Here is a 13,747-nt window from a genome sequence, read left to right as displayed (position 1 = left end):
GTCAGAGGCCCGAAGCACCTCGTCAGTCCAGCAGAGAGAAGTCAAGGTTGACGAGGATATCGTTCAGGTCGATCCCTTCATCTTCGGTAAACTCGCGCAGTTGCCCCCACATCTCGGCAACATTGCTGACGGCGCCGCTCCGTAGAAGAACTCGGGGAAGACTGTCTCCATATTCATCGACATACAGCTCTGCGGCTTCGACTCCTGCGAGTTCCTCGCAGATGCTGATGAGAGTCGTGGGGTCGGTCATCAGACGCCGCTCGATAAGCTGACAGTTGGGCTCATTTTCCTTTGTGGCGGGACATTGGCGACAGTTGAATACGCGAGCTCACCAGTAGACCGGATCAGATGTCGATCGGGGTCAGGCCGGGGTAGATGTCGTGCCAGAGGTAGCGACGGCAGCGGAAGTGCCAGTAGGCGAAGGCGGTCATGTAACGGTCGAGGTGCGGGCGTTGCTCGTCAGTGGCGAGGTCCAGGACGCGGCGGTAGGCAGCCAGGCCACTGTCGAGGCTCCGGCGGTATTCGGCGAGGTAGGGGATGTTCTCGCTCACCGAGCGGCGGTAGATCCGGCTGGCGAGGAAGTCCTCGCCGTGCACCGCCTCCTTGTAGAAGGACAGGACGTCGTTGATGTCGTTGAGAAACGCGACACAGGAGCTCAGCGCCGCCGACCAGAATGCCCGATTGTGGTGGGCGCTCAAGCAGGGGTCGGTGAACTGAAGTGAGGTGAACCAGAACTGGGAGAAGCCGTTGAAGACACGGACGAAGTCACTGTCGACCCCGTCGGACGCCTCCGGCGTGAACTCCGCCTCCATGAGGACGCCGGTGATCGCGTTGTAGAAGAAGGTCTTGAAGACGGCGAGGAATGTCGGATCGCAGAACTGTGTGAGCTCTTTGAACATGTGCCGGATGTACCGGGCGTTCGGCGAGGATGCGCGTTGCTCGGGCAGCATGCCGGCCCGCAGGATGGCTTCGGCCTCTGCGGGGTCGTGGCAGCACACGTCATCGGTGTTGGTGACGAACACCCAGATGCGATCGAGGGCGAGGGCGAGCGCGTCGTCGGCGATGGGCACCATGAGGGCGCGCATCAACGTGATGTTGGTGGTGGTGGCGGTGGGGATGGTGACGCCGAACGCCGCGAACTCGGTGGTGAGCACATCGGCGTCGGCGCGGGCCTGCGCGAGGTTGACGGGCGGATCGAAGGTTTGGGTGAAGGCGATCATCTCGTCAACCAGGCCGGAGGCCAGGACACTGGCGATCATGGTGCGGTGCCGAGGATCGGGGACGGCGTCGAGGCCGCTCCGCGTGGTGTAGTGGAGGGTGTCCACGCCAGGCGGTCGGGGGTGCCTGATCGTGCGGCGGTCTGTCGAGTCCACACTGCGTCCTTCCGTACGTCGTTTCCGGTCAGAGGCGCGTACCTTTACGGCCGCGCTGGATACTCACACAGTTGATCCCCTCACTGACTGCCAATGAGGCGTCGTGAACCCGACTGGGTGTACGCCGCGCAAACGGGTTGACGGCAGCGGGAGTGCCGAAATCGCCGGAAGCCGAAGGCAGACACACTCGGCAGCACCGCCCCAGCCCGAGGGCGACACCTACACGGGGTCCATCACGCCCCGTTCCTGCTCACCCACGCCCTCCTGGCCGAAGGAGTGCTCACGCGCGAAGCGCGGATCATCAACATGTCCTCGTTCGTGGAAAAGCGTGGCAGGCTCGATGCCACCGATCCAGATGTCGCGGGAACGTCGTGGAGCAAGCGCTTCTACCACCAGATCAACGTCTACGCGACGAGCAAACTCGTCAGCCTCCTGGCCGCGCGAGAACTCGCACATCGCCTACCTGACGGCATGAGCGTCTACAACGCCAATCCAGGGATGGCCAAGGGCACCGCGATGAACAGCAACACCGGTGGTCTGATGCGGCTGACCGCCCCGCTGTTCCGTCCGTTCGCCATCACCCCGGACGAAGGTGTGCAGACCCCGGTCTGGCTTGCCAGCGCCTCGCCCGCACCGCGCCCCAGCGGCGGCTTCTTCAGCGAGTCCCAGCCGGACACCCCTTCGCGCCTGGCCCTGAACGACGCTCTCGCCCGGACCGTCTACACCAAAACCGCAGCCCTCCTCGGGGTGGAGCCCCTCACGAGGTAGGGCCAGCCCGGAACCGGTTGTCACGCCGCGGTTGCGGCTGCCTCCCCCTGCAGGGTCCGCGGGCCGGGCACCGTGCAGCCCTCTCGGCAGCTGTTGACCGCGACGCTCCGGCTCGGCCCGCAACTTCCGGTGGCGGGTTCGGACTTCCTGGAACGGGCATGCAGGAAGGTCGAGGCATGGAGCCGTGATTACGATCGGTTTCAGGTGGAGTCGCTTCCCAAGGTGGCTTCACTTGCCGTGATCCGCGCTGCTCGGAAGGAGCATGAATGACCGGCCCCACCCTTGACCTGGCCAGCGCCGAGTGGCGCAAGTCCGGCTACAGCAACAACGGGGGCAGTTGCATCGAGGTGGCCCCCGGCTTCCCGGGTGTACTGCCCGTCCGTGACTCCAAGGACCCCGAGGGCCCTGCCCTCGTCTTCCCCGCCGACGCCTGGTCATCGTTCGTCGCCGCCGTCCAGGCCGGCGAGTTCGGCGAGGTCTGACGCACGCACGTCGCGCGAGCCCCACCACCCGCAGATGGGTAGTGGGGCTCGCACATAGCTGCCGATGGCACCGTTCCAGACAGGGCCCCGCCCTGGAGAAGCCGGACGGCGCCGTCCGGTCACGGTCAGCCGATGGTGGCCGACCACCGGCCCCGGGACAGGTGGATCACGCCGTCCGGGGTGACGACGGCGCGGCAGCCGTAGAACGGGAGGCCGCCTTCCACCTCGCGCCAGTTCCGGATGGATTCGAGTTCCGACCACAGGCGGCGGGGGCCGCTCTGGTGGACGGTCGGCGGCTCGAACTTCGTTGCCTCTGCGCGCGCCCATGACCCGTCCGGATGGGCGAGACAGGCCGTACGACCCTCGGGCGTCTCTTCGAAGTCGACTTCGATGCCCGGGATGCTGATCGTGAGCATCGACCAGACTTCCCAGTTGTTGCGGATGTCGGTGACCGGGTAGCGGAAGAGCTTGACGTTCTCCCCGTCGGCTTCGCGGGCGGTCTTGCCGTCCGGGGTCTTCCAGGCCGTCAGGATCAGCGCCGTGTCCGCGATGGTGGTGACGAGCCGTCCACCGCGCCGAAGCGCCTGGAGCCACGGGACCGGGACAGGGCGGGCGGACACGGTGGCTACGATCCGGTCGTAGTCGCCGGGGAGAGCGTCGGTGGCGTCCTGAGTGACGAAGTGAGGGCTCAGCCCCATGCCTGCGAGGCGGTCCCGCGCGGCGTCGACCAGGTACCCGTCGATGTCCACGCTCGTCACGCGATCCGAACCGAGCCGCGTGGCGGCAATGGCGGTCAACCCGCCTGCGCCGGTGCCGATGTCCAGCAGGTCGTGCTCGGCGGCGATCCGGCCGTGCCGCAGCATCTTGACCACGAGCGGCGTGAGCGTGGCCGACGACGTGGGCAGCCCGGTCGGGCGGTCATCCGGCTTCGCGTGGTCCGCGTGCAACCCGCCCACGCTGGTGACCAGGGACTCGTTCCCGTAGGCCCGTTGGAGCCAGAAGTCCGGGTTCGCTTCCCCTACCTGAAGCTGCCAAGTGCCGCCCTCGGCAGGCTCCCACCACCTGGGGACCAGTTCGTGCCGGGGAACGCCGGCCACCGGGTTCCGCCATCGGGAGTCCGGATCGGTCGCCCGATCGGCCAGATCGGCGGCCTGTCCTTCCCATGGGATGCGTGTCATGCCTCGGGATCCTTTCAATGAATTCGTGCGGAGCCCCGGCCGTTCACGGCCGGGAGGAATCGCGTCCAGCCCGCAACTTCCGGTGACTGGTTCGGACTTCCTGGAACGGGAATGCAGGAAGGTCGAGGCATGGAGCCGTGACCACGATCGGCTTCAGGTGGAGTCGTCGCTCTCCAAGGTGGCTTCGCTTGCCGTGATCCGCACTGCTCGGAAGGAGCATGAATGACCGGCCCCACCCTTGACCTGGCCAGCGCCAAGTGGCGCAAGTCCACCTACAGCAACAACGGGGGCACTTGCGTTGAGGTAGCTCCGAACTTCCCTGGCCTGACGCCCGTCCGTGACTCCAAGGACCCCGAGGGTCCTGCCCTCGTCTTCCCCGCCGACGCCTGGTCCTCGTTCGTCGCCGCCGTCCAGGCCGGCGAGTTCGGCGAGGTCTGACACACCCACGCCGCCCGAACCCCACTACCCACAGCGGGTAGTGGGGCTCGCGCGTCAAGTTGACGCGCAGGCACGTCCGGCTGAGTGGGGCCTCGGTTGGCACGGGATAGGCCAGCGGTCGTAGTCGATGAGTATCCCGCGCCCGGCTTTCACTCCATCTCGGCGCCCCCGATGGGCTGTTCCCGAAGTTGGTCGACCTCCCGGCGGTAGAGAGACCGGGCCGCCCACGTTCCGTACTCCTGGGTGGGCGACGCCTGCTCAACCACGTGATGCGCCCGAGCCTTGAGCACGGCACCCCACAGCACCACATGGTGCCGAGCGCTGCGCCCACACTCCTTCGGTTCACCGGGCAGGCAGAGCGGAAGGGGATCGCCGACCTTGTTCGCGGCGTGTCGGACGTACCGGGCGATGTCGAGCCATTCGGTCTCGGTGCGGGCTGGCCAGCCGTTTGGGGCGTCGCCGGGCCACGGCGTCCAGTCGTCGCCGTAGTGGTCGCCGTGGTTGTCCAACGTCCGCTCCCTGGTTGCAGTACGGGGGTACTGATGCTAATCGGCGATGGGGGACCCGGGCGGGTCACAGTGCCGCACCGAGGGCACACAGGGCGAGCACGGGCCGCACATGGGAAGGAACTGTGGCGGGGTGCAGCTCTGCGCCACGTCGCATTCTCGCTTGATCTCGGATAGGGCGGCGGCGAGGCGTTCGCCCGACCAGATGTCGGCGAGCGGCTGTTGCAGGACGTTGCCCACCGGCATGAACCGGCCGAGCACGCACGGTGCGACGTCGCCGCTGGGCAGGATCGCGCACTTCTCGTGCGCGCAGTGACCACACAGGTCGGCGGAACACCCTGGCACGTTTACCTGACCAGCGACGAAGGTGGTCCGGCACGTCCCTGGTTGCGCACCGTGGCCAGAGCTGCGCTGTCCATAAAGACCCGTAGGACAACCCGTGCCCGCCGCAAAACTCCGGCCCCATCCTCGCTGTCAGGCCTTGAACCCGTTTCGGCCGGTCTGTCGGTACCCCCAGATAGGCTGCTCAAGAGCATGAGTGAAACGAGCCTGAAGGTGCCGCCGATGCCCTATCGCACCCCCACCTCCCAGCCCCCGGTGGCCGACCCGAAGATCCCGGTCCTCCCCTTCGACACCCAGAACTGGACAGAGTTCGAGCGGCTGATCTGTGAGCTCGTCGAGGCCGCAGAGGGACTCACCCAGGTCGCCCGATACGGAACCGCCGGCCAGTCGCAGGGCGGCATCGACGTGGTGGGCCGTACATCTGACGGTCGCTGGTCGGCCTTCCAGGTCAAGCACGTCGCCGGGTTCTCCGCCGCCTCGGCTCGTAAAGCCTTCGACCACTTCGTTCACGGTAGCCACCCCCACCGCGCGACCAGATTCGTCATCGCCACCTCGTGTCGAGGCATTTCCACCCAAGTGCGAGAAATCGCGCTCGGATATCAGGCCGAATTTCCCGATCTTCAGCTCGGCGAGGTGTGGGACGCGGAGCACCTGGGCCGCCTGTTGCGCCCTCTGCCATGGATCGTCGCTCGGTACTTCGGCGACCATGTCGCCCACCGCTTCTGCGACGCGGACGCGGTGGCCGCCCACTACGCTGCTCCCTACGAGCGAACAAGCACGCCCGACAACACCGTGGGCATCGCCGTCACGGACGCCGACCCGTTCGGCCTCGAAGTGCACCAAGCGATCCAGGCCGAGGACAACGCCCCGGGCAACGACTCTCTCCCCCCTTACCTACGTAGGCCCTTCGACGACGAACTCCACGCTGTCCTGGACCGCGCAGCGCATGGAACGAGCGGCACGGCCATCCTGCTCGGCGACTCCTCCACCGGCAAGACCCGGGCACTCTGGGAGTCGGTCCGACAGCTACCTGACGGCTGGCGCCTGTGGCAGCCACCATCGCCCGACGCCTTGCTCGGCTCCCTCCGCTCGGTCGGGCCGCAGACAGTCCTGTGGCTGAACGAAATCCACCGGTACCTACTCACCACTGACAGCGACCGGGACGAGAAAGTCGCCGCCGGGCTGTCCGCACTCGTCCGCGACCCCGACCGGGCACCAGCGCTCGTGCTGGGTACGTGCTGGCACGAGTATCAGCAGCCGATGACCACGCCGCCGGGCACCACCGACGAGACCAAGGAACGTCGTGCGCTTCTCGCGAACCGGTGGATCCCCGTGCCCTCTCGTTTCACCGAAGACCAGGTGACCGCGCTCCTCACGATGCCCGGCCTGAGTGACAGCCGGCTGCGCCAGGCCGCTCGGTCGGCCGAGGCCCGCCACATCACCCAGTACCTGGCAGGCGGCCCCGCACTCCAGGAGCGGTATGCCAACGCCTCCCCCACTGCCCGCGCGGTCCTCGAGGCCGCAATGGACGCCCGCCGCTTTGGCCACGGTCTCGAACTGGTCGCAGGATTCCTGGAGGACGCGGCCACGGATTACCTCACCGAACTCGAACTCGACCTCGCGCCGGAGGATTGGTTCGCGAAAGCTCTCCACTATCTCTCCGAGCCGTGCCGAGGTGTGTGCGGACCCCTGTCACCCGCCCGCAGGACGAGAGGCGACGGGCTGCGGGTCCGGCTCGCTGACTTCCTCGAACACGATGCACGTCGCACCCGAAACCTCCACTGCCCCGGTGACGCCTTCTGGCGCGCCGCAGAACGGCATGCAGCCACCTCCGACCGATCGACGCTAGCCCTCGCCGCCGCAGCCCGCGACCGGATCTCTGATGCCGAGTCCCTCGCCCGCTCAACGGCCGACACCGACGGCGGTAACGCACTGAACGCCCTAGCCTGGCACCTCGAACAGCGCCACAACGAGCTCGACGCGGCCCCCTACTACGCCCTCGCAGCCGAGGCGGGGCACGCTGGAGCACAGGTCCGACTGGCCTGGCGCCTCGAACAGGACGGGGCCCTAGACGAGGCCGGGGCATGGTACCAACGGGCCGTCAGCTCCGACGTGAACACGGACGCCACCGTGGGTCTCGCATCCATCGCCTGGGAGCGCGGCGATCGGCAGACCGCACTAAATCTCTACAACGAGGCCCTCGCCTCAGGCGGTGCCCGCAGCATCGAGTACCAGGCCCGCTGGCTGGCCGAGAAGGGCCGACATCGGCTGGCCCTCGCCCTAACGAGCTGCGCCTTCCGAGCCGGCAACACTGAGGCATTCACCGGACTCGCCTGGACGTACATGACCCCGGAGGAGAAGCCGAGGGCTATCGCCGTCCTCAAGCACGCGCTCCACGTTGAAGGCGACGTGAACGCTCCTCGGGAACTGGCCTGGATTCTGGCCGATGACGGTGACCGAGCGGGAAGCGAGGAGTACACCAAGATCGCGCTTGAGCTCGGCGAGGCAAAGGTGTTGCGCGGACTGGGGATGAAGCACGCTTCGGAGGGCAACCATCGCGCCGCCGCGGGGCTATACTGGCACGCCTACAACCTGAACATGACCTGGATCCTGCTCGACCTTGCCGACCTCCGGGAGAAGCAGGGTGACCTCCGCCGCGCCGGTCGCCTCTACCAACGAGCACTCCACGAGGGCCAGTCGTATGCCGCCCACGGCCTGGTCCGGGTTCTCGAACTCGCCGGACAGAGACGGGCTGCCGAGGAGCTGGCGAACCGCTCTTACGACACCGTAGAAACGCTCGCCCGCGTCCGTGCGGCACGTGGGCAACGGGAGGGCGCCGAACTGCTGCTCCGCGCCCTGGTCACCAAGGGCCACACCGAAGCTCTCCTCGCCCTGGGGCAGATCCGCCGAGCGGCCGGAGACCATGCCGGGGCCGAGTTGGCCTTCCGTCAGGCGATCGCTGCTGGCGTCGACCGGGCCACGCAGGCGCTCTCCGATCTCCACGCCGGGTCGCAGGACACGGCACACTGAACCCAGCCGTCCTTGCCCGGTATTATCCGGATCCACCACGCCCGGGAACAGTAAGGCCCACAGTGCCGTGTCCAGCCCGATGCCGTTAGTAAGACAGGCCATGTGGTCCAGCTTCGCCAGGACGGTCCGTATCTTCAGAGGGCCGCATCCACATGACCTTGTGCTGGGAACCTTCCGAACCCATGTAGCTCAAAACACACCCCCCACATGAGATATTCGGACTCCCTCACTCCGGGCCGACTGGAATCACTACTCACGAATTAGGAACCACGATCGGTCAGTCCTGGTTCGTACTCTTCTCTCGATCGGGGTGGTGGTGATATCGCTTGGCCCCAAGTGATCAGATGATCACGGAGGTTCGAGACTCGGGGGCTGGGGCAAATGTCTGACGGCGTGGACACCGGGGCGGACAATAGCGATCCACCACCTCCGACCCTCATCGGTCCGTGACTGACTGCGACTGACCGACCTCACCTACGCGGGCTCCCGAAAGCCCACCACCCGCGTGGCCTTCGGCCCCTAGCTGACGGTCATCTACAGTGCTTCGGAAACCAGCCAATCCTTCATCGTCGAGTCCATCGAGTACATGCTCGGCGACGCCCGTCTCCCGCTCATCCCCGAAGCCGAGAGCTACAGCCAGATGTTGCCGGCTGCAACTGCCCGAAGGACCGCCACTCACCCTGGTCCGACGACCGGGCGCCGGCACTGTCCACGTCCACTACGCGGATCTGTGCGACCCGGTCACTCGACGGGCCGAACTGGAGCTGACCGCGGTCCACCGCTCGGGCAGCTCGCGCAGCCTCTCCGCCATGCTCTTTAGGGAACTCGGCTACGCCGACACTCAGGTCCGCAAGAACGACGCCGGCGGCACCTGCAGACTGTCCCTTGTCGACCTCGCGCACCTGTCCCTGGTGACCGAGACCCGCATGGGCGGCCCCTTCTCCCCCGTCCTGCGATCGAATGCGGCTTCCGGCAAGACCGCTGCCGCCTCGGTGATGAAGTACCTCCTGACCGGCAAAGGCGGCCCGATGGCCGCCACCGAGCCGAACTCCGACCAACGCCAGGTCCACAAGGGCCAGATCGGGCTCCTCGACCAAATCGTCCTGGAGCTCTCCGCCAAGCTGACGGCCCAAGAAGACTCCTCCCACCTACGCGAACGGCTGATGCGGATCCAGGCCACCATCGACGCCCAGTCCCGATCCCTGCGAGTAAGCACCGACCGCCACGTCGGCGCGGTCGCAGCCAGCGTGAACGCCACACAAGAGCTCGCCGTCGTCGAGTCCCGCCTGACCGAGATCCACGACCTGCGCACCAGGTTGGTTCGGACTGCTGGGACAGCAGTACCGCTCCGACCTCGACCGACTCGCGATGGTCAGCGAAGCCGACAGCATCCTCGGCTACTTCCGCGTCGGCACCTGCGTCTTCTGCGGCGCCGAACCCGAACGCCACCACCACGGCCACGGAGAGCAGGAGACGACCCAACTGCACGCGGCAGTCCACGCCGACGCCGCCAAGACCAGCTCGCTCCTCACCGACCCTCTCTCGACCATCACCGACCTGCGAACCCAACTGAGCGAGCTCATCGGGCGAAGGGGCGACCTACTCCTGCGTGCCAGAGAACTCGACAACGAGATCTCCAAGGCCGAGGAACGCCTCGCACCCCTGCGGATGCACATGGACGACCTCCTGGCAGCCCGCTCAGCCGCCGAACGAGAACTCGAACTCGACGCCTGCATCGAGGAGCTGGACGATCGACGGTCCAAGCTCCATGGGGCGGGCGCGGTCCGCTCACACGGGCCCGCCAGCCACATCCCCGCCGGGGCACTCTCCAACCTCGATGACGTCCTACGGCGAACGCTGGACGCGTGGTCCGTTCCCTCGGTCGAGTTCGCCGAGTACAACCAGTACGACATGAAAGTGCGGGCCGACAGCCGGCCCCGCTCCGAACGTGGCCAGGGTATGCGCTCGGTCCTACACTCGGCATTCACCACCGCCCTCGCCCGGTACTTGCCTCAGCGGGCGCCTACTCCACCCGGCTTCGTAGTCCTGGATTCCCTCGTGGCCATCTACCGCGAACCGATCGGGGAGGACGTCGACTATCCGCCTGGCTATCTCAAATCCGCCCACTTCAAAGACCAGACGCCCACAACGGACACCGCAGGAGCGGTGGCGTGGAAGGCAGTTCATTCCGCGCCAACCTGGGTTAACGCTGTCGAGCAGCGACCGACGTGCATCATTGCGCCACTCAGGTAGTTGGTGGGTCAATCAGCCAGCAGGCAATCTGCCGAGCGGCCGACCCGCGACAAATAGGACGCTGGTAATGAATAACGTCTAGGTACCGAGCGAGGTAGACATGAGAGAAACCGAACATGGGACCGAACCAGTCATGGAGCAGTGGGCCCGGATCTCCGCTGACCCCAGCCTCCAGACGCCACCGTCCCCCGGGACTCCGGGCAACACGCCACCAGGCGAGGACCTCAACCTGAGAATCGGGTGGGACCGCTTCGAGAAGCTTCTGCTGGCGGTCGTGCAGGGTGCCCGCGGTCTGCGTGAGGTCAGGTTCCGTCGTTACGGCGTACAGGGGCAGGCGCAGCACGGCATCGATCTGGCGGGCCGCGAGCCCGACGGCGAGTACACAGTCGTCCAGTGCAAGGACTATCAGCGATTCACCGCAGCCGATCTTCGTGCGGCAGTCGAGCTGTTCGCCAACGGGGTGCGCCCATTCGGCGCCAATCGCATCATCGTTGCAACCTCCGCCTCGACTCTGACCACACAGGTCGCGGAAGAACTGGCGGCACTTCAGACGGAGCATCCAGATCTCGATCTGGATCTCTGGGGGGCCGAACAGATCAATGAGCACCTTCGCTATCAGGGTGATGTCGTTGCTCGGTTCTGGACCCGTGAAACGGCGGCGGCGTTCTCTACGGGGGCACCTCTTCCTGGTGTTCCAGCGCCTCATCCTGACCGACAGGAGCAGGCCGACCGCATCCTCCTCGGCCCGTTGAACACCGACGACGTGAAGCCGCTTCTTCGGGAAGCCCAGACGAACCAGACAGTTGAGCCGGCTGAGGCCGCCCGGCTGTACGGGCGCTTGGCCTCTCGATTCACCGAGGCCGGTTTCCGGGGTCACGCCACGGTGCTGAGCAGGAGACAGCTCGACGCACTCAGAGCAGCGGGGAGGTGGGAAGAGGCGGCCGGGCTTGCCGCTCGTTTGGCCGCGGCCGCACTCCACCACGCAGACCGGTATGAGGCGAGGCGGCTCGGCCACTTGCTGCAGGAGTTGACCGGTGCGGCGGCCGAGGCGGACCCGGCACAGGCCTCCTCGGTGCGGCGCCACATGCGGCTGGTCGACGCGGCGATCCAGCAGGACGGGCATCCCTTCGGAGAGTTCTCGAGGTTGCGCGCTGTTCTCAACGAGGAGCATCCGGAGGAGGACTACCGGCCGCTCCTCGTCCTGAACCTCGCGGAGGCCGTGCTGGCCGTCGAACCCGACCAGGTCGAGAGTCTGGACGAACTGCTCGGTCGTGTTGTGGACCAGATCCGGGAAGGAGCCGCCACGGAGGCCGGGGACGGCATTGCGATTCGCCTGCGCCTCGTGCGAGCCGAGTACGACGCCGATGAGCGGCGTGCGCTCCTGCGATCGGCCCGGCTCCGTAGGGTCTCAGGCCGTTACCGGGCATTGATCAATGCGCGTGAGGCCCGGCGTCTGGCCCTCGGAGCACGGGCTGAGGAGGCGCTGGAATGCTGGCGCGAGGCGGTTTCCGACGCCATTCTGGCCGGAATGGCGGAGGAAGCCGCCGACTGGCTCTACGCCATTCGTGCTCTCAATGTTCAGTACGGCCCTCTGACCACGGAGATCGACGAGGAGCATCGACTCGCGCAGGCTCTTCGTGGGACCGGGACGGCTCGTCTGCTCGACCGCGTGCGTGACCCTCGGGAACAGGCGATGTCCGCTCTGGTGGCCAACCAACCCGTCGGAGCCGTGCACGCGGGTCGGAGGTGGCTTATCGAGAGTGTGGTGACCGGGAGTTGGGCGGACGAATGCGAGGCCCTCTCGTTCCTCGGTGATCGTTACGCGGAGAACTCCGAGCCGGCTCTCGCCGCGGCGTACTACCAGCGGGCAGGTGACACGGCGAAGGTGAAGGAACTGGCCGTTACAGTCGGGGACCGACTCCTCGCCGTACAGACCCTCGGCCAAGGGCCATGGTGGGAGCTACGCGCCCGTGCTGTCCTCGTCTCGGCCCAAGTGGACCTGGTCGACGACGATTCGGCCGCGGTGCTCCTGGAGGAACTCACCGAAATCGCCTCCTGCGGCCGGCGCGGGGAGCTAACGGAGTCACCGACCTTCGCACTCACGACGCAGGCTACGAAGACCGCCTGTGCCCTCGCCGGACGGGGCACACCAAGACAAGCCCACGCCCTGCTCAACCTGCTGTCTCCAGACGTACCTCGCGAGCCGAACCACTACCGATACACGGATGCCGAGCACGCCACCGCTTGTCTTGAGATCGCGTTGGCTCACCCGGGCGTAGCGATGAGAGCGCTGTCACGGCTTATCGACCTTGCGGATCTCGGGGTGGAGAAAGCTGTGGAGATCATGCTGGACGACCGCGTCCTGCGTTCGCTGGGAGCAGGACGAACTGACGCCGCCACCCATTGGCCGCCGAGCGAATGCATTGCACTGACGGACGAGCAACGAATCGAGCTCCGCGTCCGGGCATGTGGACTGGACGCGCGCGGTCACTACCTCGCAAGCGTCATTCGCCACGAGCTCGATCCGGCGCATCTGTCGGCGCGAGCGCGGGCAGAGCAGGCACGTGATCGAATTTTGAGTCGACCCGCGCCCGATCCGCACCGAACCGAATTCGGTACGGCCATGGTCACCGACTCCTATCTGGTCTGCAGCCTCGCTATCGAGGACCAGCAGGCCTGCCTCACCAAACTGGAGACGATCGCCAAGGACAACCGGGAGACCGCTTCGACGAGGCAGGACGCTCTGACGGCGCTGCGAAATCTGGTGATGGAGCAGAGCGGTCCAGCCAAGCGTGCCGTGTTCCTGGCCAGCAAGAGCTTCGTCGCAGGCGACCGCGATGGAAGCGCTCACGACGAACTCACCGGCGAAGCACACCCTCTCAGCTTCTTCAAGATCAGCCTGGGGTCGGCCTCCCTGCGCGGGCACGGACTCCAACTCGCTGGAGCGGCCGCGGCAACCGACGAAGACCACGGCTGGGTCGCGGAGCAAGCCGTAGGTCTGCTCCGCAGCGACGACCCGGCCGAGGTGCGGGCGGCAGCGTTGGTGTTCGGGCGACTTCCGGGGGAGACCACCCTGCACGTGGACGTCGACCTACTGTCCACACACAGTGACTCCACCGTCCGCGAGGCCAGCGCGGTCCTGTGCATGCGCAGACCGAGGCACCATCGGAATACGGCCGTACGTCTTGCTCACGACAACGATTTCCGGGTACGTCGAACCCTGGCAGCAGCAGCCCGTGCGTCCGCGAGCTCGCCAGACGACGTGCGGTCCGTGCTGGAGCTGCTGGCCACCGATCCGCGTCACAGCGTGCGACGAGCCGCTCGCATTTGACCTCCAGCCGGGGCCAGCGGCCAGCACCGACTCAGCTTGGTCAACC

The 13,747-nt window shown here is 66.6% G+C and carries 11 protein-coding genes; 6 read left to right on the top strand and 5 right to left on the bottom strand.

Annotated features, from left to right (window positions below):
• Positions 1-22: 22 nt before the first annotated feature.
• Positions 23-250 (bottom strand): hypothetical protein, encoded by a 228-nt coding sequence (locus tag ACFWPI_RS21675; protein ID WP_380372041.1) that lies wholly within the window; start codon positions 248-250, stop codon positions 23-25.
• Between the two features lie 94 nt (positions 251-344).
• Complete coding sequence (locus tag ACFWPI_RS21670) at positions 345-1,373, bottom strand: hypothetical protein (protein ID WP_380372038.1); 1,029 nt, start codon at positions 1,371-1,373, stop codon at positions 345-347.
• A 306-nt stretch (positions 1,374-1,679) separates the two neighbouring features.
• On the opposite strand from ACFWPI_RS21670, the gene ACFWPI_RS21665 reads away from it, so the two are divergent.
• Together ACFWPI_RS21665 and ACFWPI_RS21660 are read left to right on the top strand one after the other, a co-directional pair.
• Positions 1,680-2,141, top strand: coding sequence for a hypothetical protein (locus ACFWPI_RS21665; RefSeq protein WP_380372036.1), 462 nt, complete (start codon positions 1,680-1,682; stop codon positions 2,139-2,141).
• Positions 2,142-2,407: 266 nt separating this feature from the next.
• The gene (locus ACFWPI_RS21660; protein WP_380372034.1) at positions 2,408-2,623 is read left to right on the top strand and encodes a DUF397 domain-containing protein; all 216 of its coding nucleotides are present in this window, start codon (positions 2,408-2,410) and stop codon (positions 2,621-2,623) included.
• 125 nt (positions 2,624-2,748) lie between these two features.
• On the opposite strand, the gene ACFWPI_RS21655 is transcribed toward ACFWPI_RS21660, so the two are convergent.
• Positions 2,749-3,570 (bottom strand): methyltransferase domain-containing protein, encoded by an 822-nt coding sequence (locus ACFWPI_RS21655; RefSeq protein WP_380372031.1) that lies wholly within the window; start codon positions 3,568-3,570, stop codon positions 2,749-2,751.
• Between the two features lie 453 nt (positions 3,571-4,023).
• Here ACFWPI_RS21655 and ACFWPI_RS21650 point away from each other — a divergent pair, with 453 nt between their 5' ends.
• The gene (locus ACFWPI_RS21650) at positions 4,024-4,239 is read left to right on the top strand and encodes a DUF397 domain-containing protein (RefSeq protein ID WP_380372028.1); all 216 of its coding nucleotides are present in this window, start codon (positions 4,024-4,026) and stop codon (positions 4,237-4,239) included.
• Between the two features lie 149 nt (positions 4,240-4,388).
• On the opposite strand, the gene ACFWPI_RS21645 is transcribed toward ACFWPI_RS21650, so the two are convergent.
• Both ACFWPI_RS21645 and ACFWPI_RS21640 read right to left on the bottom strand, forming a co-directional pair.
• The gene (locus ACFWPI_RS21645) at positions 4,389-4,748 is read right to left on the bottom strand and encodes a hypothetical protein (RefSeq protein WP_380372026.1); all 360 of its coding nucleotides are present in this window, start codon (positions 4,746-4,748) and stop codon (positions 4,389-4,391) included.
• A gap of 36 nt (positions 4,749-4,784) precedes the next feature.
• Positions 4,785-5,090, bottom strand: a complete 306-nt coding sequence (locus ACFWPI_RS21640) for an SPASM domain-containing protein (protein WP_380372023.1) — start codon at positions 5,088-5,090, stop codon at positions 4,785-4,787.
• Between the two features lie 189 nt (positions 5,091-5,279).
• On the opposite strand from ACFWPI_RS21640, the gene ACFWPI_RS21635 reads away from it, so the two are divergent.
• From ACFWPI_RS21635 to ACFWPI_RS21625, 3 genes are all read left to right on the top strand, one after another.
• Positions 5,280-8,117 (top strand): hypothetical protein, encoded by a 2,838-nt coding sequence (locus ACFWPI_RS21635; RefSeq protein ID WP_380372021.1) that lies wholly within the window; start codon positions 5,280-5,282, stop codon positions 8,115-8,117.
• 1,368 nt (positions 8,118-9,485) lie between these two features.
• Positions 9,486-10,370, top strand: a complete 885-nt coding sequence (locus ACFWPI_RS21630; protein ID WP_380372019.1) for a hypothetical protein — start codon at positions 9,486-9,488, stop codon at positions 10,368-10,370.
• Between the two features lie 133 nt (positions 10,371-10,503).
• The gene (locus ACFWPI_RS21625; protein WP_380372016.1) at positions 10,504-13,701 is read left to right on the top strand and encodes a restriction endonuclease; all 3,198 of its coding nucleotides are present in this window, start codon (positions 10,504-10,506) and stop codon (positions 13,699-13,701) included.
• Positions 13,702-13,747 lie beyond the last annotated feature (46 nt).

Origin of the sequence: Kitasatospora sp. NPDC058492, from assembly GCF_042720685.1 — a bacterium.
Taxonomy (GTDB): domain Bacteria; phylum Actinomycetota; class Actinomycetes; order Streptomycetales; family Streptomycetaceae; genus Kitasatospora.
The sequence above is the reverse complement of the archived record's forward strand: the minus strand, read 5'-3'. Positions and strand labels throughout refer to the sequence as shown.

What these genes read in the sequence shown, in the direction of transcription:
- ACFWPI_RS21675 (WP_380372041.1), bottom strand. Translation starts at nt 250, where the DNA reads ATGACCGACCCCACGACTCTCATCAGCATCTGCGAGGAACTCGCAGGA.
- ACFWPI_RS21665 (WP_380372036.1), top strand. Translation starts at nt 1,680, where the DNA reads ATGTCCTCGTTCGTGGAAAAGCGTGGCAGGCTCGATGCCACCGATCCA.
- ACFWPI_RS21660 (WP_380372034.1), top strand. Translation starts at nt 2,408, where the DNA reads ATGACCGGCCCCACCCTTGACCTGGCCAGCGCCGAGTGGCGCAAGTCC.
- ACFWPI_RS21650 (WP_380372028.1), top strand. Translation starts at nt 4,024, where the DNA reads ATGACCGGCCCCACCCTTGACCTGGCCAGCGCCAAGTGGCGCAAGTCC.
- ACFWPI_RS21635 (WP_380372021.1), top strand. Translation starts at nt 5,280, where the DNA reads ATGAGTGAAACGAGCCTGAAGGTGCCGCCGATGCCCTATCGCACCCCC.
- ACFWPI_RS21630 (WP_380372019.1), top strand. Translation starts at nt 9,486, where the DNA reads ATGGTCAGCGAAGCCGACAGCATCCTCGGCTACTTCCGCGTCGGCACC.
- ACFWPI_RS21625 (WP_380372016.1), top strand. Translation starts at nt 10,504, where the DNA reads ATGGAGCAGTGGGCCCGGATCTCCGCTGACCCCAGCCTCCAGACGCCA.